The sequence below is a fragment of the Streptomyces flaveus genome (assembly GCF_014647675.1).
Classification (GTDB): domain Bacteria; phylum Actinomycetota; class Actinomycetes; order Streptomycetales; family Streptomycetaceae; genus Streptomyces; species Streptomyces flaveus.
Window position 1 is genome coordinate 150,621 of record NZ_BMPQ01000016.1, and the last position, 20,317, is coordinate 170,937.

General features: G+C 69.7%; 17 protein-coding genes. 5 read left to right on the forward strand and 12 right to left on the reverse strand.

Features of this window, described 5'->3' with window-relative positions; all coding sequences use genetic code 11:
• Positions 1-38: 38 nt before the first annotated feature.
• Entirely contained in the window at positions 39-914 is an 876-nt protein-coding gene (locus IEZ21_RS28085) for a shikimate dehydrogenase (protein WP_189324725.1), read from the reverse strand.
• A gap of 179 nt (positions 915-1,093) precedes the next feature.
• On the opposite strand from IEZ21_RS28085, the gene IEZ21_RS28090 reads away from it, so the two are divergent.
• Together IEZ21_RS28090 and IEZ21_RS28095 are read left to right on the forward strand one after the other, a co-directional pair.
• Complete coding sequence (locus IEZ21_RS28090; protein WP_033326002.1) at positions 1,094-1,759, forward strand: TetR/AcrR family transcriptional regulator; 666 nt, start codon at positions 1,094-1,096, stop codon at positions 1,757-1,759.
• Between the two features lie 233 nt (positions 1,760-1,992).
• Positions 1,993-3,345: an MFS transporter gene (locus IEZ21_RS28095; RefSeq protein WP_189324673.1), complete on the forward strand. Its 1,353-nt coding sequence runs from the start codon at positions 1,993-1,995 to the stop codon at positions 3,343-3,345.
• Between the two features lie 143 nt (positions 3,346-3,488).
• Here the strand turns inward: IEZ21_RS28095 and IEZ21_RS28100 are convergent, their stop codons facing one another.
• From IEZ21_RS28100 to IEZ21_RS28120, 5 genes are all read right to left on the reverse strand, one after another.
• The gene (locus tag IEZ21_RS28100; protein WP_189324674.1) at positions 3,489-5,207 is read right to left on the reverse strand and encodes a hypothetical protein; all 1,719 of its coding nucleotides are present in this window, start codon (positions 5,205-5,207) and stop codon (positions 3,489-3,491) included.
• Positions 5,208-5,209: 2 nt separating this feature from the next.
• Positions 5,210-6,109 (reverse strand): carbohydrate ABC transporter permease, encoded by a 900-nt coding sequence (locus IEZ21_RS28105; protein ID WP_189324675.1) that lies wholly within the window; start codon positions 6,107-6,109, stop codon positions 5,210-5,212.
• On the reverse strand, positions 6,106-7,017 hold the full coding sequence (locus IEZ21_RS28110; protein WP_189324676.1) for a carbohydrate ABC transporter permease: 912 nt from the start codon (positions 7,015-7,017) through the stop codon (positions 6,106-6,108). Before IEZ21_RS28110 ends, IEZ21_RS28105 begins: the two co-directional genes overlap by 4 nt.
• Positions 7,018-7,143: 126 nt before the next feature.
• Positions 7,144-8,469 (reverse strand): extracellular solute-binding protein, encoded by a 1,326-nt coding sequence (locus tag IEZ21_RS28115; RefSeq protein ID WP_189324677.1) that lies wholly within the window; start codon positions 8,467-8,469, stop codon positions 7,144-7,146.
• A 275-nt stretch (positions 8,470-8,744) separates the two neighbouring features.
• Positions 8,745-9,917 carry an ROK family protein gene (locus IEZ21_RS28120; protein WP_189324678.1) on the reverse strand — a complete coding sequence of 391 codons (1,173 nt, stop codon included), beginning with the start codon at positions 9,915-9,917 and terminating at the stop codon, positions 8,745-8,747.
• 619 nt (positions 9,918-10,536) lie between these two features.
• On the opposite strand from IEZ21_RS28120, the gene IEZ21_RS28125 reads away from it, so the two are divergent.
• On the forward strand, positions 10,537-12,459 hold the full coding sequence (locus IEZ21_RS28125) for a phosphatase PAP2 family protein (RefSeq protein ID WP_189324679.1): 1,923 nt from the start codon (positions 10,537-10,539) through the stop codon (positions 12,457-12,459).
• On the opposite strand, the gene tgmB is transcribed toward IEZ21_RS28125, so the two are convergent.
• Positions 12,446-13,438 carry an ATP-grasp ribosomal peptide maturase gene (gene tgmB, locus IEZ21_RS28130; protein ID WP_189324680.1) on the reverse strand — a complete coding sequence of 331 codons (993 nt, stop codon included), beginning with the start codon at positions 13,436-13,438 and terminating at the stop codon, positions 12,446-12,448. The two genes, IEZ21_RS28125 and tgmB, sit on opposite strands and share 14 nt — an antisense overlap.
• Positions 13,439-13,454: 16 nt before the next feature.
• On the reverse strand, positions 13,455-13,646 hold the full coding sequence (tgmA, locus tag IEZ21_RS28135; protein ID WP_033325990.1) for a putative ATP-grasp-modified RiPP: 192 nt from the start codon (positions 13,644-13,646) through the stop codon (positions 13,455-13,457).
• A 417-nt stretch (positions 13,647-14,063) separates the two neighbouring features.
• Between tgmA and IEZ21_RS28140 the strand changes: the two genes are divergently transcribed.
• Complete coding sequence (locus IEZ21_RS28140; RefSeq protein ID WP_189324681.1) at positions 14,064-15,308, forward strand: serine hydrolase domain-containing protein; 1,245 nt, start codon at positions 14,064-14,066, stop codon at positions 15,306-15,308.
• Positions 15,309-15,384: 76 nt separating this feature from the next.
• On the opposite strand, the gene IEZ21_RS28145 is transcribed toward IEZ21_RS28140, so the two are convergent.
• From IEZ21_RS28145 to ribA, 4 genes are all read right to left on the reverse strand, one after another.
• Positions 15,385-16,554 carry a saccharopine dehydrogenase family protein gene (locus IEZ21_RS28145; protein ID WP_189324682.1) on the reverse strand — a complete coding sequence of 390 codons (1,170 nt, stop codon included), beginning with the start codon at positions 16,552-16,554 and terminating at the stop codon, positions 15,385-15,387.
• Positions 16,547-17,608 (reverse strand): saccharopine dehydrogenase, encoded by a 1,062-nt coding sequence (locus tag IEZ21_RS28150; RefSeq protein ID WP_189324683.1) that lies wholly within the window; start codon positions 17,606-17,608, stop codon positions 16,547-16,549. Before IEZ21_RS28150 ends, IEZ21_RS28145 begins: the two co-directional genes overlap by 8 nt.
• Positions 17,609-17,704: 96 nt before the next feature.
• On the reverse strand, positions 17,705-18,688 hold the full coding sequence (locus IEZ21_RS28155; protein WP_189324684.1) for an ornithine cyclodeaminase family protein: 984 nt from the start codon (positions 18,686-18,688) through the stop codon (positions 17,705-17,707).
• 59 nt (positions 18,689-18,747) lie between these two features.
• A complete protein-coding gene (gene ribA, locus IEZ21_RS28160) occupies positions 18,748-19,422 on the reverse strand; it encodes a GTP cyclohydrolase II (RefSeq protein WP_033325981.1) in 675 nt (224 codons plus the stop codon).
• Positions 19,423-19,499: 77 nt separating this feature from the next.
• On the opposite strand from ribA, the gene IEZ21_RS28165 reads away from it, so the two are divergent.
• Complete coding sequence (locus IEZ21_RS28165) at positions 19,500-20,315, forward strand: creatininase family protein (protein ID WP_189324685.1); 816 nt, start codon at positions 19,500-19,502, stop codon at positions 20,313-20,315.
• Positions 20,316-20,317: the final 2 nt, after the last annotated feature.

Consider the following 20,317-nt stretch of genomic DNA (forward strand, 5'->3'; position numbering starts at 1 on the left):
GGACCCGCAGCCGACGCACCGCACAACCCCCACGGCGCTTAGTCACGAACACTCACGGCCCCGGCCAACTCGGCAATATCCGCCAGCATCCGCGCAGCGTCCGGCTCCCGCCCGGTGATGAGCCGAAACGCATCGGCAGCCTGAAAGACAGCCATCCCACCCCCGTCCAGCGCGGCGCAACCAACCGCGCGAGCGGTGCGCAACAGCTCCGTCTCCAGCGGCCGGTACACAACCTCGGCCACCCACAGCTCTGGATGCAGCAACCGAGCCGGAAGCGGCAGCCCGGGATGAGCTGCCGTACCGGTGGGCGTGGCATGCACGATCCCATCGGCGTCGGCGAGCAGCGCGGCCAGCCGGTCCGGTGTCGCAACGGCGGCGCGACCGTCACCGAAGCGCCGGTTCAGCCCAGCGGCCAGCGCGACCGCACGTTCCGGCAGCGCGTCCGTCACGGTGACGTGCCCCGCGCCGAGCGTGAGCATGGCGTGCGCGACGGCGGCGCCCGCGCCGCCCGCGCCCAGCTGGACGACCCGCTCCAGCCGCGCGTCGGGCAGGCCGCGGGCGAAGGAGGCGGCGAAGCCGGTGACGTCCGTGTTGTGGCCGATCGCGCGGCCGTCCTCGAAAACGACGGTGTTGACCGCCCCGAGTGCCTCGGCCTGCGGGTCCAGCGCGTCCAGATGCTCGATGACGAGCCGCTTGCAGGGATGCGTGATGTTCAGCCCGTCGAAGCCCAGGTCGCGGGCGGCCCGTACCAGGTCCCCCACCGCCTCGGGCGGGACACCGAGGGCGTCGATGTCGATGATCCGGTAGAGATAACGCAGGCCCTGACGGTCGGCCTCCCGCTCGTGCAGCGCCGGGCTGAGCGAGGGGCCGATGCCGGAACCGATCAGTCCGACGAGATACGAGTCCTTGGACAGCACCGGGACCTCCTGAGCATGAGCGGGCAGCTCACTAATGTACGAACTAGTACGTTAGCTATACCAGCATCGCGGACTCCCGGAAAGCCCCCGGCCCACGATCCGCCCACCCCCGCACGAAGGCCTGGTTCTACAATCTCCGGCACGGCACCTCGCCGGAAGGAACCCGAAGGAACCCGATGACCAGCGTCAAAGAACCGGCACGACCGAACGGCCGCATCCGCGACGCCGCTCGCACCAGGGCCGAAATCCTCGACGTGGCGACTCACGAGTTCGCCCGGGCCGGGTTCACCGGGGCCAGGGTGGATGAGATCGCCGCCCGGACCCGCACCACGAAGCGAATGATCTACTACTACTTCGGCGGCAAGGAGCAGCTGTTCACGGCCGTGCTGGAGCGGGCGTACAGCGTGATCCGGCAGGCCGAGCAGCAGTTGGACGTCGAGCACCTGGACCCGGTCGCGGCCATCCGCCGGCTCGCCGAGCTCACCTTCGACCACCACGAGGCGCACCCCGACTTCATCCGCCTGGTCAGCATCGAGAACATCCACGAGGCGGAGCACATCGCCGCCTCCGCCGAACTGGGCGAAATCGGCTCGCCCGCGCTCGACGTGATCGGCCGCATCCTGGCAGCGGGGCGTGAGTCGGGCCTGTTCACGGCCGATGTCGACGCGGTGGACCTGCACGCGATGATCAGCTCGTTCTGCTTCTTCCGGGTCGCCAACCGGCACACCTTCGGCGCACTCTTCGGCCGCGACCTGGTCGCCGCCGACCAGCGGGAGCACTACCGGAAGATGCTCGGCGACATGGTCATCGCGTATCTGACCGCCGACCGCGCGACGGACTGAGGACACAGAGCCAAGCGGGAAAGATCCTCCGGCGCGACCCCTTGACACCCGGGAAACGTGAGCGCAACATCCGTAGCCAACCGCTACTAACTATCCAGTGGGTTAATTAGCCGGGCCAGCACCAGCCCCCACACCCGGCGCAGCCGACCCGTCACCCCAGGGTCCGGCATCTCTCCCCTCGCCGCTTCCCCGCTCACTCCGCTCACGTTGGAGTTCCCTCGAAGGAGCACGCCGTGTCCGTCCCCGCCGCACCGCTCGACGCACCACCGGGCCAGCCGAAGAAAGCCGCCACGGCCGCCTGGATCGGCAGTGCCCTGGAGTACTACGACTTCTTCATCTACGGCAGTGCCGCCGCGCTGATCTTCCCGGACGTCTTCTTCGACGAGTCGGACCCGGCCACCGGAACCCTGCTGTCGCTGGCCACCTTCGGTGTCGCGTACGCGGCCCGCCCGGTCGGCGCGCTGTTCCTCGGTCACTTCGGCGACAAGCTGGGCCGTAAGAAGATCATGGTCTTCACGCTGATGCTGATGGGCCTGTCCACGTTCCTCATCGGCTGCCTGCCCACGCGTGAGCAGGTCGGCACGCTGGCCCCCGTCCTGCTCGTCCTGTGCCGCATCCTGCAGGGCATCTCGGCCGCGGGCGAGCAGGCCAGCGCCAACTCCATGTCACTGGAACACGCGCCGCCGAACCGCCGCGGCTTCTTCACCAGCTTCACGCTCAGCGGCACCCAGGGCGGCCAGCTCCTCGCCACCCTGGTGTTCATCCCGGTCGCCGCGCTCCCCGAGGACCAGTTGCTGGCCTGGGGCTGGCGCATCCCGTTCTGGATGAGCTTCGTGGTCGCCGTCGTCGGCTACGTCATCCGCCGTACGCTCGACGAGACCCCGACCTTCACCCAGCAGGCCGCCACCGAGGGCGTCCCGAAGATGCCCCTTGCCGTGCTGCTGCGCGAGCACTGGGCGGATGTGCTGCGGGTGGTCGCGGCCGCGCTCGTCGCCTCGGTCAGCACGATCTTCACCGTGTGGGCGCTGTCGTACGCGACGAGCGACGCGGTCGGCATGGACCGCACTTCCATGCTGTGGGTGGGCGCCCTCGCCAACCTCGTCGCCCTTGCCGCGATCCCGCTGTGGGCCACCCTCTCCGACCGCATCGGCCGCCGTCCGGTCTTCCTGCTCGGCGCCGCGGGCAGCGCCGTGACGATGTTCGCCTACCTGTGGGCCATCTCCACGGGCTCGTACCCGCTGGTCCTGGTCCTCGGCATCGTCGCCTTCGGTGTCGTCTACAGCGCCGCGAACGGCGTCTGGCCCGCCTTCTACGGTGAGATGTTCTCGACCCGGGTCCGCCTGTCCGGCATGGCGATCGGCACCCAGATCGGCTTCGCGATCGCCGGGTTCGCCGTGACCTTCGCCGCGCAGATCGCGGGCCCGGACGGCGACAACTGGTCGGCCGTGGCCCTGTTCACCGCCGCGCTGTGCGTCCCGCCGGTGATCGCCGCACTCACCGCGCGCGAGACGCACAAGGTCCCGACGGAGTCGCTCGGCGAGCGGCCCCGGGATGACGCGCCCGACCGCGACAAAGTGACCGCCTGAGTCCTCGCTCCAAGTCAGGGACAGCGGTCAGCGACGCGCACCGCGAACCAGCGTCAGTTCTGGTTCGCGGTGCGCGTCGGGCTCGCCGAGCACCGCCGTGAAGGCCTTCATGCCTGGGGTGGCCATGGTGTGGTTCGTCAGGGTCACACCACAGATGCGGGTCGGCGGGCACGCAGTGCGACGGTCAGTGTGTGCGGGCCATGGCCACCGATGTAGACGCGGTTCCCGGTCGTCGCGTCGGTGCCGCCCGCCACGGTGTAGTCCTGACCCGGGTCGTACCGCAGTACGTCGCTCCGGTCCGGCCCGGCGAGCGGTTCGCCTGCCTCGACATCGGCCTCGACCCGGATCTCGTCGTCACCGACCCGGTAGGTCATCGGCCCGGTCGTCAGGCACCAGCGCCCGTCGCCGATCGGTACGGCGCCCTCTGGCACGCCGCCCGGCCGGAAGGTCAGTTCGAGGGCCCAGGGCACCCGTGGTCCGCTGATGTCGATCCGCAGGTCGGCACCGTCTTCCCTCAGGTCCGCCTCGACGCGGGTCGTGTGTGAGACCTCGTCACGAGGCCGGTCCGGGAAGGCCATCGCGGCCGAGAAGCGTCCCTCGTCCGCCATCTGGTAGCCGCCGTCGTCCCGCCTCTGGTTCGTCGGGAGCGGTTGGTAGTAGGCGGCCGTGAGGGTCTCGGTGAGCCGGTACCGGTTGTCGGCGAGCTGTTGCATGCCGGCAGCGCGGAACGGGCCCAGGTCGAAGAACCCCCGGGTCAGACGGACCGCGTCGAGGACGGCGTCGCCTGCGAACAGGCGCAGGAAGGTGGGGTTGCAGGCGAGACCCGAGCGGATGCGCCGGTGCTCGGGCACGTCGGAGCCGCCGTACACCACCGTGTGCACGTCGGCCGAGGCGTGTGCGGCGAGGCGTGCGGTGGTGATGTACCGGTCGCGCGGAAGTGTCTGTGCGGCCGGGGCAGGCAGGGCGCGGCACAGGTCCGGGGTGAGGAGGGTCTGGGCGAGCAGGTCGGGGTCGTCGATGCCGCCGGCGGCCGCCAGCCGCGCCGCCCGGCCGAAGTCGCCCCGACCGGTGCGGACAGCGAGCAGCCGGTAGTGCGGCAGGTAGGGCGCCAGCGGGAACGGGTGGTTCTGGTCCTGCCGTCGCGAGTGGACGGTCTCCACCGTGCCGTCCGGCCTGATGAGGTCCAGGGTCGTGGCGAGATTGCGTTCGACGGCGTCCAGCAGGTCGGCACGGCCGAGCACGTCGGCCAGCAGCAGCAGCGACGGGTTGGACACATGGGCCGCGTAGTTGGCGCTCCGTTCCGAGTACAGGCCCTCCGCGTCGATGTCGACGCCCTCGGCGAGCCACTCCTCGACGCGGTCGAGCAGCCGGTCGTCCGGGAACGACCGGTGCAGCCGGGCGAGCGCCGCGCACAGCTCCCAGCGGTGGTTCGGGGTGTGCACCCCACCGGTCAGGAGACTGCCGGTGGCGGCGCCGGCGATCTCGGCGAGCGCGGCCGTGACGTCGCGCAGTTCCGGCCCCGCGTCGGCGGCGAGGACGTGCGCGTCGCACACGTCGTTGACGGTGAAGGCGGAGTCGGGCGGTGACTGCACGTTGTCGCCGCCGGCGAAGAGGCCGGTGGTGGTCTGCGCGGCCCGCAGGGCGCGGAGGTGGGTCATCGCGGCGGCGACGGCCTGCCTGCTGCCGTGCAGTGCCGAGTCCGGGGAACGGTATGTCGCGACCAGGGTCTTCACCCGGCGCGCCAGACCACGGTGCGGCACACCCGCGGGTTCCTCGTCGGGGTCGGCCGCCAGCGGAGCGGCCGGCCGGTCGGCGGCGCGGGCCGCCGCGCGGACGAACTCGTGGTCGAGCGGGGTGGGCACGGTCAGTCCTTCAGTCCGGCGTTGATGTCGGCGTTCATGACGTAACGCTGGAACACCAGGAAGACGACGATCAGCGGAACCATGGTGATGACCGAGCCGCCGAGCACCACCGACCAGTTGATGTTCTGCGCGCCGACGAGGCTCTGGATGCCGATCTGCACGGTGAACTTGTCGGGGTCGTTGAGCATCAGCAGCGGAAAGATGTAGTCGTTCCATCGCCACTGGAACGACAGGATGGCGAGGGTCAGCATGATGGGCCGGGAGATCGGCACCATGATCCGCAGGAAGATCGACAGTTCACGCGCCCCGTCGATGCGGGCGGCCTCGATGAGCTCGTCGGGGACCGTCAGGAAGAACTGGCGGAACATGAAGCATCCGGTCGCGGTGAGCAAGGCCGGGACGATGATGCCGGCGAGCGAGTTGTACAGGCCCAGGTCGCGGACCACCAGGAACTGCGGGGCGAGCATGACCTCGCCCGGCAGCATCGTCGTGGCGAGGATGCAGAGGAAGAACGCCTTGAGCCATTTGTTGTCGTACTTGGCCAGCGCGTACCCCGTGCAGCAGCTGACTCCCACCGTGAGGATCGTCGCGATCACACACACGATGGTCGTGTTGATGAAGTACTGGGAGAAGTTGGCGCTGCCCCATGCTGCCTTGTAGCCCGACAGGGTGGGGTCGTCCGGAAACAGCGACAGCGAGGAGAACAGGTCTCCCGCCGGTTTGAAGGAGCTGAGGACGAACCACAGCACGGGGAATCCGTAGACGGCCGCCAGGACCCACAGCAGTGTCGTCGCGGGCACCGCGCGCCGAAGCCCACCGCTACGCCCGCTGGGGTACCGCCTCTTGGAAGGGGCCGGGACGGAATCGGCGTCGACCTTACGCGGCGTGTCTGTGGTTGTCATCGGTTCTCCACCCGCCGGTTGACCATCATCTGGATGATCGCCACGACCATCAGGATGAGCATGAGCACGAACGACGCGGCGCTCGCGTAGCCGATCTGGCCCGACTTGAAGCCGGTCTGGTAGATGTACTGGACAAGCAGGTTGTTCGACGTTCCGGGTCCGCCGTTGTTGAGGGAGGCAAACAGCGGATACTCCTTCATCCCGTGGATCGTGTTGAGCAGGATGACGATGAAGGAAGTGGGCGCGATGCTCGGCAGGGTGATGCTGACGAACTGGCGCCACGGACCGGCGCCGTCGAGCGCGGCCGCCTCGTAGTACGACGTCGGTACGTTCTTGATCGCCGCGATGAACAGCAGCATGGAGAAGCCCGTCCAGGCCCAGGACGCCGCCACCACGACCACGATCAGCGACAGGTCCGCGTTCGACTGCCACGGAACGGCACTTCCGCCGAGCTTCTCGATGACGTGGTTGACCAGTCCGAAGTTCTCACCGAACAGCCACCGCCACAGGACACCCACGACGATGGGCGACAGAAGCCACGGGATGAAGAAGAAGACGCGGGCGACCGACACGCCCTTGGCGTGCTTGCTCACCAGCACGTTGGCGATCAGCAGCGAGAGCGCGAAGTTCAGCGGAACGAAGAGCACGGTGTACAACAGCGTCCGGGTCAGCGCGTCGAAGAAGATGGAGTCCCCGAACAGGTTGCTGTAGTTGTCCAGTCCGACGAACTGGAACGCCCCTATGCCCGTGTAGTTCGTGAAGGAGTAGACGAGCCCGATCACCGCCGGCCAGACGAAGAACAGCGCGAAGAGCACGACATTGCCCGCGATGAGGACGAGCGGCGCGACGGTGTACTTGCTGCGTCTCCTGGGCGGGCTCACGGACACGTCCGAGGCGCTTTTGGTCATCTTCCTGACTCCGTGCTGGTGGAATGGGTTCCTGTGCGCTCAGGCCATGAGCCTGGCATGCACGTGGGGTCCAGAGGCCCGGGCGGCGGGGTCGGGACTCCGCCGCCCGGGCCTTTCGGCCTACGCTCAGCCGCCGACCTGCTGGTTGTAGCCGGCCACGATGTTCTCCAGGGCCTTGTCGGCCGACTGCTGGCCGTTGATCGCCTTGCCGAGCTCCGTCTTGGTCGGGTCCTCGGTGAGGGTCTTGCCCTTCAGCGCCCAGCCCGTCTGCGCGGTGTTGAAGTAGCCGGAGACCGGGTCGTAGAGCGGGATCGACTCGTTGTAGAGCTTGAACGCCGCCTGCGCCGCCTCGGACTTGAAGGGGTACTTCGGGTTCAGACCGGTCTCGACGGGCAGGAACCCGGACGCCTCGCACAGCGCCTGGTAGTTGGCCGGCTCGTACAGCCAGGACAGGAACTTCTCCGCGGCGGCGGCCGCGTCGCCGTTGTTGTTGAAGCCCACCGTCATGCCGCCGCTGTTGACGTCGCTGGCCTGCACCGGCTCGGCGGGAGTCGGGACGCTCGCCCACTCGAACTTCGTGATGCTCTCCGCGTAGGCGGCGACCTGCCACACGCCGGACCAGTAGGCGACGACGTCACCGCTCTGGAACATGGCCGACGGGTCGGCGCCGCTGGTCCACACCGACTTCGGCATGGTCTTGTCGTCGTTCCACCCGACGAAGGTGTTCACGGCCTTCTTGGTCGCCGCGTCCACCGAGAACTTGCCGGAGTCGTCGGCCTGGACGTACTTCCCGCCCATCTCGTACACCATGGCGCGGAGCCGGGACGGCGACTGGTCGAACGTCAGGGAGTACTTGGCGTTGGTCTTCTCCCGGACCTCGTCCGCCGCCTTGATGAACTCGGTCCAGGTCCAGGTCTTGTCGGGCGAGGTCGGGTAGTCGACGCCGGCCTTCTCGAAGAGCGACTTGTTGATGAACATGCCGGACGCGGTGATGTCCGAAGGGATGGACAGCACCTTCCCGGACGAGTCCTTGGCGACGAAGTTGCCGTTGATCTTGTTGCTCTTCTTGTTGGCGATGGAGCCGAGGTCGATCAGCTTGTTCGCCCAGATCGGGTCCAGCTTCGGCACTGACGCCACGTCGGGCAGGGAGTTCGCCTGTGCGGCACTGCGCAGCTTCGCGTCGTAGCCGTCGTAGGGAACGTTGACGAGCTTGACCTTGACGCCGGTCTCCTTCTCGTACTGCGCCACCATCTTCTTCCAGCCCGCGTCCTGCCCCGGAACCGTGGAGATCCAGAACGTCAGCGACTTGGAGGTCCCGCCCGAGCCGGAGTCCGACCCGCCGCAGGCGGAGAGCAGCAGGGCACCTGCCGTGGCCACGGCAGCGAGGGGGACCAGGCGGCGTATGCCGCCGCGGCCGAGTCGGCGGGAACGCCGCACACCCACAGTGGTCATCTTCGATCCCTTTTCGTGGTTGGGGACGGAGCACGGCGCCGACGGAGGCGGCACGGGTGCATTGTGCAAGAAAGTTCGCTTTCCGAGGGCGCGGCCTCGCCCGGCCGCGTCATCCTGACAGGCGAGGGTCCCCGGCCACTGTGGCCGTCGCCGCACAAGCACGCCCTGGTGCGGTTGCCGTACGTCGAGTACGGGCGGGACGCTCGCCCCAAGCCGGCGTCCCGACCGACTTAGAAAGCGCTTGTCCGGACATTGGCAGAAGCCGGTGGAGTCCGTCAATGCTTCACCCGCACCCCTCCGGTCACGGTTTGGAATCCACTCTCCGGTCGCGGTTTGGCTTCCACTCCGCCGGTCACTGTCTCGATGCCCCGGGCCACGGCCAGCCGGGCCGCCCCCACCACGGTGCCGCTCTCGCCGAGCGCGCTGTTCACGACCTCGGTGGGCCAGCTCAGCCGGGCGAGTTCCGCCCGTACGCCGGGCAGGAGCTGGGGGTCCGCGCCGATGGCGCCACCCAGCACGATCAGGCCGGGGTCCAGGACGGCCGCCGCCGCCGCGGCGAGCCGGCCGATCTCGGCGGCATGGCGGCCGACGGCGGTGCGTGCCGTGGCGTGCCCCTCGCCGGCGAGGGCGAAGAGCCGCTCGGCGGTGCGGGGGCACGGGCCGTCGGCGTCCTGCCAGGCGTCCGCCGCCCGGCGCAGCAGGGAGCGGGCACCGATGTGCTCCTCCAGGCCCTCGCGGCGGGGTTCGCGGTCCCCGTCCCACGGGTAGGGCAGCCGGGCCACCTCTCCGGCGGCGCCGTTCGCTCCGCGCAGCACCTGGCCGCCGATGACGACCCCGAGGCCGATGCCCACACCGATCCGCAGATAGCCGAAGGTGTCCCGGCCGCGGGCGGCGCCCTCGTGCAGCTCGGCGAGCGCGGCGCAGTTGACGTTGTTCTCGACGTGTACGGGAACGCCCGGCGGCAGTGCGACGGCCATGGCGTCGAAGAGCGGGCCGGCCTTGGCGGTCGCCGGACGCGCGCCCGCGCCTTCCGCGTCCTGCGTGATGACATCGCCGACGGCCACGACGATCGCGCGCAGCGGGGCGCCGGTGGGCAGCTCCTTGAGGACGTGGCGTACGACGTCGGCGGCGTCCGGCCGGGTCCCCGTCCCCTCGGCGAGCAGGGTGCCGTCCAGGGCGCAGCCGCGCACCCGGGTCACGGCGGGGCCGAGGTCGACGGCGAGTACGGCTCCGGCGGCCGGCCCGAGTCCGTAGACGGCGGCGGACCGGCCGGTGGCGCCGGACACCGTGCCAGAGCATGCGGCCAGCTCGGCGGCCTCGAGTTCGGCCACGGCGGAGGAGACGGTCGGCTTGGAAAGGCGCGCGACGGCTGCCAGTTGGGGGCGGGTGGCGGTACCGGCCGCTGCGAGTACGGCGAACACCGCGCGGGCGCTCTCGCTCAGATGCATGCTCTCCCCAGGTCTGCTGCGGTGGTCTCCGCGGGGGCGCGGCGGTCTGTCCGCAAGGGTTGTACGGCAATGGGATTCCCTGCCTCTTGACGCACCATACTTCGTTAGTTAACTTCCTAACGAACTCAATGCGGTACTCGTCTGCCGCGCCGATTTGAAGCCCGTCCCGGGGCTTCCTGAACGCTTCGAGGTATCAACTTCCGTCTGTGTAGCCGCTTATTGCCTCTGGCGGTTGGGCGCTGTTGTGCCACGGGGGCTGCGCCCCCGGGCCCCCAGGTTGCGTCTCGGCCGCGGGTTGTGTGCGGCTGGTCGCGCAGTTCCCCGCGCCCCTGGTGGGTGGGGGTGCGGGGTCGTGGGCCGGTGCGTCAGCCCGTCGCAGGCCGGGCATACGACCCTGGCCTGGTACACAGTGCGGGTTCTCCGAGACAGAACCTAAGCGACGGGCATACGACGCACCGGCCCACGACCCCTCCCGCCGGAGGGCAAGCGCGGGTGCGTCGTGGCTGGTCGCTCACCCGCTCTCGGCTTCGCTCGAGCGGGGGAATCCCCATCGCGGCGGAGCCGCACATTGACACAGCCCCGCCCTCCTAGGGCGAACCGCCACACAGAGAGGCCCTCCATGCCCGGGCAGCACACCCGTACCTCGCACTTCCAGCACGGCATCGACCGGCGCGTGTTCTTGCGTAACTCCGTGGGCGTCTCGGCCGGGCTGGTTGCTGCTCCCGTGGTCGCCGCGTGGCCGGCCGCGGCGGCAGGCTCCCCTGCCAACTCCCCCGCCGCCTTTGTCGATTCGTACACCACCAACGTTGTCGCGAATCAGACCGCTGAGACCAACGCGGCGGTTCGCATCCTCGATGGTTTCGCCAAGGTCTGGAAGACGGGGGCCGCCTGGGACAGCGGCATGCCGCTCATGGCCGACGTCCTGCGCGCCAACATCCGCTACAGCGTGCGCGTCACCACCCACCGCACCGACGCCGAGGCGAAGCTGGCCTTCATCCACGACCGCCAGCACCAGAGTTACGCGGTGATCGCCGGTCTTGGCCCCCTCGCCGACCTCTACAAGGCGGGCGCGAAGGCGGTCACCGGCATCACGTCCGCGCCGGACGGCGTCCCCGCGGGCAAGATCAACGACACGATCCCGGCCGACGCTCCCGCGGGTTCCGCGCTCGGCGCGGGCTCCCACGACTCGGAGCTGGGCAAGGTGGCGGAGCTGGTCGACACCGTGCGCGGCCCGTTCGCCTCGGGCAACCCCAGCAAGTTCGCGTACCAGTACCCGCGTCCCTGGCGGATGAACAAGGACAGCGAGGTCGTCGACACCGGCGAGAAGGACGCGCTGGGCTACCCGGTCTACGAGTCCGACGTGGTGGTCGTCCCGCAGTTGCTGAGGCAGCGGGCCGAGGTCCCGGCCGAGGACGGCGGCTTCCCCAGCGGACACACCAACGCGCTCCACCTGGCGGCGCTGGCGATGGCGTACGCGGTTCCCGAACGGTTCCAGGAGTTGGTGACCCGCGCCTTCGACGTCTCCCACACGCGCATCGTGTCGGGCATGCACTCCACCGTCGACGTGATCGGCGGCCGGATCCTCGCCACGGCGCTCGCTGCCGCCGCGCTCGCCGACCCGAAGAACGCCGACCTCAAGGCGGCGGCCCGCGCCCAGGCCCTGGCCTACTTCCAGAAGGAGACCGGCACGAGTGCCGACACGCTGTACGAGTTCGCGCACTCGGCGGGCCTGGACGAGGACCCGTACGCGAGCCCCGCGCTCAACTCGGCAGATGTCACCCCCAAGTTGACGTACGTCCTGCCCAAGCGGCCCTCGCACGACCGCATGACCGTCCCGAAGGGCGCCGAGGTCCTCCTCGAGACACGGCTGCCGTACCTCTCCGCCGCCCAGCGGCGCGAGGTTCTGCGGACGACGGCGCTGCCCGCCGGATACGTCCTGCTGGACGGCTTCGAGCGGTGGGGCCGGCTGAACCTCTTCGCCGCCGCCGACGGATACGGGACGTTCGACTCGGACGTGCGCGTCACGATGAACGCCGGCGACGGCGGCTTCTCCGCTGCCGACACCTGGCGCAACGACATCGACGGTCGGGGCGCGCTGGTCAAGCGGGGCACCGGCACGCTGACCCTCACGGGAGCCAACGGCTACACCGGCGGCACCACGCTGGAGGAGGGCATCCTCGCGACCGGTTCACGGGACGCGCTCGGGTGCGGCGACGTACAGGTGCGGGGCGGCACGCTGCGTACGGCCTCGGCGCTCCGGGTGCGCGGCGCGTACACCCAGGCGTCCGGTACGACCCTCGACGTGACGCTCACCGACGACGGCGTACCGGCCCTGGCGGTGACGCGGCGCGTGCTCCTCGGCCGGGGCAGCACGCTCGTCATCCGGCTCGACAAGCAGCGGCCACCGAAGCCGGGCACCACGATCCCGGTCATCGACGCCCGTGTCCTGCAAGGCCGGTTCGGCCGCATCACGGTCGACGGCCACGACGCCGAGCCGGTGTTCACCGCCCGCGGTCTGTCCGTACGGCTCACTCGCACGTGACCGATTCGACGAAGACCTGGTCGTCGGGTGACGCCGGGTCTGGTGCGGGGGCGGCGAGCCAGTCGGCGACGGCGCGTGCGATCGGCTGCTCCGTCTCTATCTCCACAAAGCCGAACTGGCCCGCCTGGTTGCACTCGAGAAACCACCAGATGCCGTCGGCATCCTCGGCGAAGTCGAATGCGCCGTACGCGAGTTGGGCCTCCCGAAGATAGTCGTGCACGCTCGCGGCGACCCGCGGCGGCGTCTCGACCGGCTGCCAGGGTTCGGTGGAGGTGGCGAACCGGACGTCCACCTCCTCCGGATCGGCGCCTTGGCCGACCGCCTTGCGGGCGGCGAAGAACCGGTCGCCGACGCAGGTCAGCCGGATGTCGGCACGCTTGGCCACGCGCCGTTGGAGCAGTGTGGGGCCGAAGGCGACGGCCGAGAAGTCCGTCTCGGGTGCGACCCTGCTGGTCGGAACCGCCCTCGGCGGCTCCTGCGGGTGTGCGCCCGAGACGGGTTTGACCACCAGATCCGGGAAGCGTTCCGCGAAGTCGCGGGCGGCCTGCGGGAACGTGGTGATCAGCGTGGCGGGCACGGGAAGCCCGCAGCGCTGGGCGAGATGAAGCTGCCAGGGCTTGTGGCGGGCCTGGCGGGCCGCGTCGGGGTGGTTCATCCAGCGCGCGCCGGTGGAACGCAGCATGCCGTAGAGCGCCTGCGCGGACTCCTCGGTGAGCCAGGCGGACGGCTCGGCGACCCGCGTCGCGGGCACACCGGGCCTGCGGACCCAGACGGACCGCAGACCGCTCATGGTCACCAGCCGGCCACCGGCGGACAGATGGCCGCGGAAGGAGCCGTGCACGAACTCTCCCGACAGGGCCACGCCTCCGGGCAGGTCCGCGGGGTCGAGGCGGACGACCGGGACACCCGTCCCGTCCAGTCGCGCCACCACCATGTCCGCGGTTACATCCTGTTCGCACGTCAGGATCAGAACCGTCATCGTCGCGGGTCCGTCTTCAGTCGTCGAAGTGGGTCTTCGAGCCCGCTGTGGACGTCGTGGCCCCCAGTTCCCGCAACACGGCGTAGTCATGAGCGGCGAGCCGCCCGTCGGGCAGGACGTTCAACTGCAGTCTGGAGTCATAGGCGTACGGAACGCTGACCTCCAACTGCTGGGCCGGACGTGCATAGTTGAGCGCGAACGGTCGCATTGGTTCTCCTTGCTCGGTGCTTTCCGGTCAAGCGGATCGTGACGCTCCGGCGTCATGATGCCCGACGGGTCTGCTGGGCTTCCACGGAGATATACGAATCGAACTGTCGAATGGTTGCTTCACGCTGTGTAATCAATCGCGCCGTTCGGCTTCAAGCCCCCGTCCGGCTCGGCCGCTCACTTCATGCATGGGGCATCCATCCGCCTTCTATGACGTATACCCGGGCCTCGCGGATCCGGTCTTCGGGCGCACTTCAGCGCTCCGGCGCACACCGCGACGCCTCACGCGTCACACGCGTCCCTGCAGCACCTCCGGTATGCGGGCAGTCGTCGTCGACCTCGCGAATCCGCAGGTCGGCGATAGGTTTCACTGGAACAGCACAGGAACCACATCTCCTTCCTCGAACGGGAGCGGACGATGAGCGAGTTGCGACAAGAGGTGGAACCGGCCGAGGTCGGCCTTGATCCGGCGGCCCTGCGACGGCTGGACGAACACTTCGCCCGCCTCGTCGACGACGGCCGTTTGCCCGGGTACCTCATCTCGGTTGCCCGTCACGGCTGTGTCGCACATCTCACTTCGTACGGCCTCCGAGACCGGGAGGCCGGGCTGCCGGTCGGGACGGACACGATCTGGCGGATCTACTCGATGACCAAGCCGATCGCCTCCGTCGCGGCCCTGATGCTCCAGGAGGAGGGCCTGCTCGACCTCGACGACCCGGTGGCCCGCCATCTGCCGGCCTTCGCCGAGCCCCGGGTGTACGTCGACGGCAGCGGCCCGGACCTCAGAACCCGCCCCGCCGATGGGCCCATCCGGATCCGGCATCTGCTGACCCACACCGCGGGGCTGACGTTCGGCTTCTACCACGCACATCCCGTGGACGCCGCGTACCGGGCCGCCGGGGTGGAACGGGCGGAGCCACCGGACGCGGACCTGGCCGAGGCCTGCGAGCTGTTCGCGAGCCTGCCGCTCCAGTTCGAGCCGGGGACACAGTGGAACTACTCGGTCGCGACCACGGTGCTCGGGCGCGTGATGGAGGTGGTGTCCGGGATGTCACTGGACGCGTTCCTCGCCGAGCGGGTCTTTCGGCCGTTGGGGATGACGGACGCGGGGTTCTGGGTTCCCGAGGACCGGGCCGACCGGCTGGCCGTTCTGTACGCCGAGAGCGACGGGGGCGACGAGGACGGTGGCGGCAAGGGCGGCATCGTACGGAGCCCTGAGCAGCCGGGACGCAGCCGTCCGCGGCTGCTGTCCGGCAACGGCGGCCTGGTGGCGAGCGCGCACGACTACCACCGCTTCATCGAATTCCTCCACCACGGCGGCGAGTTGGACGGCACCCGGCTCCTGTCCCCCCAGACCGTGGCCACGATGCTCTCCAACCACCTCCCCGCCGACCTCCGCACCTTCGGCAGCCCCGTCCACGACTTCCCCGGCAACGCGGGCGTCGGCTTCGGCTTCGGCGTCTCGGTCGTGATCGACCCGGCTCGTACGGAGTCACCGGCCGGCCCCGGCCTGTACGGCTGGTCCGGCGCGGCCGGCACGACCTTCTGGGTCGACCCGCAGCACGACCTGACCGTGCAGTTCCTGACCCAGGTACGACCGACGGCGGGGCCGACGTGGTTCGCGGATCTGAGGCGGCTGGTGCACGAAGTGGTCGTCGGCTGAGGTGAGTTGAACAGGCCGAGCACTTCCGAGGTCCGCTGACGGGGCGGATCGTGGCAGGGCTACGAGTCACGGGCCGTCAGTTCTTGGCGCGCATGCTGTCCAGAGTGAAGTCGATCCCGTCCTGGCTCAGTCTCGCCAGCCATTCCTCGGACCGCTCCGGTGTCTCGGCCGCACGGCTCAGCCCGGGCGGCAGGGTTCCGGCAAGGACCTTGCGGACGCCCAGCGCCAGCGTGCGTGACACGCACCGGGCCATCGCGCTTTCCTGCGCGTTCCCCTCCATGTCCAGCAGGTAGCGCCCCGACCAGCTCCGGCCCGAGTCCGCGCGTACGTCGAGGGAGACGGCCAGGACGACGCGGTCGCGGTCGGCGTCCGTGGTCGGGTAGCGGGCCGCCAGCTCCTGGGCGAGCGCGGCGATGCGCTCGTCGTCGCCGTGCTTCAGTTCCTCGAAGACGGGTTGCCAGGCTTCGAGCCAGCCGGACAGACGGAGGGTGCCGCGGACGAAGGTCCGGGGTTTCCATGCCTGAGGCAGGTCGTACTGGTCGACGAACGGGATGCTGTCGCGGTTCGGGTAGACCTCGAAGGGTTCGGCGTCCACCAGGTGGGTGCGGGTGGCTTCCCAGGGGCGGACGGCTGTCGTCTCCTCGCCGTACTCGATGTAGCGGGCGGGTGAGCGCAGGGCGTTCAGGACGCCTGCGGGGGCCCAACTGAAGCGGTACTTGAAGTCGTTGGGGACGGCGGGGATGCCGCCGCAGTACGAGGTGAGGCTGACCTCGGCGGTCGTGTCGGCGCCGATCTCCGTCCGTGCGCGGGCGATGAGGCCCTGGGCGAAGAGGTGGTCGATGCCCGGGTCGAGGCCCGACTCGGTGAGGACGACGATGCCCGCGGCGACCGCGGCAGGGACCTGGTCCAGGACCGCCTCGGACACGTAACTCGAGCAGGCGAAGTGGGCCTGGTGCGCCACGCAGGCGGCCAGCAGCGGGCCGTGTTCCGGGGCCGGGAGCATGGAGACCACGATGTCGCCGGGTGCCAGTTCGGCGGCGAGTGCGGGGAGCGTGTACGCGCGGGGCTCGGCGCGGCCGGTGAGGCCGAGCGCCGAGAGGCTCTGGGCCGCCCGCTCCTCGGTGCGGTGCCACAGGCGTACGCGGTCGGCGGTGTCGCACAAGGTGGCAAGGCCGCTGCCCGTGGACAGGCCCGCGCCGATCCAGTGCACGGTGCCGGATGCGGGCACGACGGCTGCCTCAGGCATGGTCGGACTCCCCGTTCTCCAGGCCGAGTTCACGGCAGGTCTCGTGGAACCGGTCCAGACAGCGCCCCCATGCCCCGGCAACCCCGAACTCCATCAGCTGCGGCGCCAGCAGCGCCGAGAAGTCCGTGCTCGCCTCCTCGGGCAGCAGGGACGGCAGGTTGTCAATGGCGATGAGGTCGAGGGCGGGCCGTTCGTGGAGGCGGCGTACGGGATCCGTCCAGTCCGTGACCGTGTCGTAGACCGGGAGGACGTTGTAGGGGGAGCCGACGTCGCAGGTCACGTCGCACACCGTGCGCAGGCCCCGGCGTGGTTCGGCCAGGTCCTTGTCGGTGAGGAAGGGGGTGACGGGGCCGGTGCTGAGCACGCAGTTGACCATCAACTCATGGTCCAGCAGGGCCTGTCGGTCCAGGTCACGGGTCTCGGCGAGATCCCAGCAGGTGGGGTCGAGCCCGGCCTCCATGAGCGCGGCCCGCGCGCCCCGCCCGGAGCGGCCCAGTGCGCCGATCACGAGCGAGCTGAACTGCGCGTCGTCCGGGCGGGGTTGGAGTTCGGCGTCCAGTTCGTCCTTCGACGTCGGCCGCAGCGGGGCCGTCAGCCTGCCCCGGTGGTGGAGTACGGCGAGGGCGGCGCCCACATATCCGGCCCAGTAGCCGAAGGCGGCGAGCCTGCGGCCGTTGTCGTCCACCAGGTACTCGAGGTCGAACAGCGCCCCGCCCCCGGCGACGAACCGGCGCAGCAGCGCCTCGGCCCCGGGCTGCCCTTTGTACGCGTGCCCGAAGAAGACGTGCCGGTGCCGCAACTCGCCTGGTTCCTCGGGGAGTTCCTTGAGGCCGACGACGACCGCGTCGAGGGGTGCGACGGTCCAGGAGTACGGCTCGACGACACGGCACCCGGCCGCCTCGTACGCCTCGACGGGGAAGATCCGCTGCGGGGACCTCTCGACGGTCACCGTCACGCCGTTCTCGACGAGCCGCCGCGCGTCGGACGGCACGACGGGGGTGCGCCGCTCGGTCGTGCGGGTCTCGTGGCGCAGCCACAGGTGGAGCTCGGTCATACGCGGTTGACCTCCGGTCGCGGGGCGTCGGCGGCGAACCCTTCGGCACGCAGCGGGGTGATGTCCACGAAGGGATCATGCCTCATCAGAAGCCCCCTACCCCAGGCCGGCCTTCCTGGCTGCGTCGATCACCGCCCAGGCCGCGGCGGCGTCCTGGATGCCGAGGCCGACGCTGTTGTAGTAGACGATGTCGTCGGGGCTCGTACGTCCCTCGCGTCGGCCCGTGAGGACACCGCCGAGCGGAATCAGGTCCTCGGCCGCGAGCAGGCCGGAACGCAGCGCGTCCACCACGGGCCCGGCGTGGCTCGCCGCGGTGTCCGGGTCGTCGACGACCACCGCCGCGGCCCGCCGTACGACCTCGGCGTCGACCTCGCTGCGGGTCCGCTCGAAGGACCCCACGCTCACCACCGTGCAGCCGGGCGCCAGCCACTCGCCCCGCACCACGGGCGTGCTGCTGAGCGTGCAGGCGGCGACCATGGGCAGCCCGGACACGGCCTCCTCGGCCGAGGCGACGGCCTTGGCGGCGATACCGAGTTCGGCCGCCAGCAGCCCGGCCGCCCGCTCGCGGCGCGCCGGGGTCGGACTCCACACGCGTACGGCCCGCAGGTCCCGCACCCGGGCCACCGCCCGCGCATGGGCCAGCGCCTGGGTGCCCGAGCCGATCAGACCCAGCTCCGCGCTGTCGGCGGTGGCCAGCGCGTCGAAGGCCACCGCGCTACCCGCGGCCGTACGCAGCGTCGTCACCGCCGTGCCGTCCATGACGGCGACCAGGCGGCCGGTCACCGGGTCGAGCGCGTTGATCACCGCGTGCACGGTCGGCAGCCCGGCCGCCGCGTTGCCCGGATTGACGCTGCCGAACTTGGCGACGGCCCCGGTGTCCGCGGACAGCCGCGCCACGTACGCCAGCACGACACTGTCGTCGAACCCGCTCGGCTCCATGATCTTTCCGGGCACGTCGGCGGTGCCGTCGCCGAGCGCCGTGAAGGCCACGCGCTGGGACGCGATGGCCGCGTCGATGCTCAGCAGCTGCGTGACCTGGTGTCCGGAGAGGTAAAGGACGACGTCATCTGTGTCTGTCATCCCTTGTTCCTATCCGGGATCCGGGCCGCCGCGCCATTCAGGAGCAGTTCAGGATCAGTTCAGGACCAGTGGATCACCGCGTCCAGATGCGGCAGGTGGTGGTCCATACGCTCCCGCTTCGTGCGCAGGTAGCTGATGTTGTGCTCGCGCGGCGGTATCAACAGGGGGACGTGCTCGGCGACTTCGATGCCGTGGTGCCGCAGGGCCTCGCTCTTGGCCGGGTTGTTGGAGAGCAGCCGTACGGAGGGCACGCCGAGGTCGTGCAGCATGTCCGCGGCGACGCCGTAGTCGCGGGCGTCCACCGGGAGACCGAGGGCGAGGTTCGCCTCGACCGTGTCCAGACCCTCCGACTGGAGCTTCATGGCCTGGAGTTTGGCGAGGAGCCCGATTCCTCTGCCCTCGTGGCCGCGGAGGTAGAGGAGGATGCCGCGGCCCTCCGCCACGATGGTGCGCAGGGCGGTCGACAACTGGTCGCCGCACTCGCAGTGCGTGGACCCGAAGGCGTCTCCGGTGAGGCACTCCGAATGCAGTCGGGTGAGCGTGTCCTCCGTTCCGTCGATATCGCCGTATATGAGGGCCACTTGTTCATCCCCGCGTTCGAGATCCAAATAGCCGACGGCGTAGAAATCTCCGTACACGGTGTGCAGTTGGAGATCCACCACACGCTGGACACCCGACTGGACATCTGCCTTGGGGCCGGCACTCCGACCGAGCACGCCTTTGCTTTCCTTCATTTTCTCCTGCATCCAATCTGCCGTTGCCGCGTTAGCCTGCTCTCGTCGGTGTCTACGGAACGAAAGGCCTTACCACCATGACCGGTTCGGGAACACAGCTGACCACCCCCGGCTTGTTGCCGCTGGACACCACGGAGGACGTGAGGGCGCGTCGGCCCGGCGTCGCCGTCCTTCCCATCGGCAGCTTCGAACAGCACGGGCCCTTTCTACCCCTGACCACTGACACCGTCATCGCCTGCACCATCGCTCGTGAGGTCGCCGCCGCGTATCCGGTGCATCTTCTCCCTCCGCTGACCATCGCCTGCTCGCACGAACATGCCGCCTGGCCGGGGACGGTCAGTATTTCCGCGGTGACACTCCACGCGGTGGTACGGGACATAGCCGACTCGCTTCGTCGCTCGGGCATCGACGCCCTGGTACTGGTCAACGGACATGGCGGGAACTACGTGCTGGGCAATGTGGTGCAGGAATCCGCGGGCAGCGGCACGCGCATGGCGCTGTTCCCGGCACCGGAGGACTGGGAAGAGGCGCGGGTCCGGGCCGATGTGCGGACCTCGCTGCTCAGCGATATGCACGCAGGCGAATTGGAGACGTCCATCCTGCTGCACGCTCATCCGGAAATGGTGCGTCCCGGATATGAGTCCTCCGACTTCCTCGCCGACGACCGACGGCATCTTCTCACCCTCGATATGTCCGCTTACACGGAGTCCGGTGTCATCGGCCGTCCTTCGCTGGCTACCGCCGAAAAAGGCAAGGAGCTGCTGGCGGGCCTGGTGGACTGCTTCGGTTCATATTTCTCGATCCTCAGGCCGGATGCGGCGAATTCCGCTCCGGGCGCCGAGGACGCCATACAGAAGGGGGCCGGGCAGGACAGTACGGGAAGCCGGTCCTGACG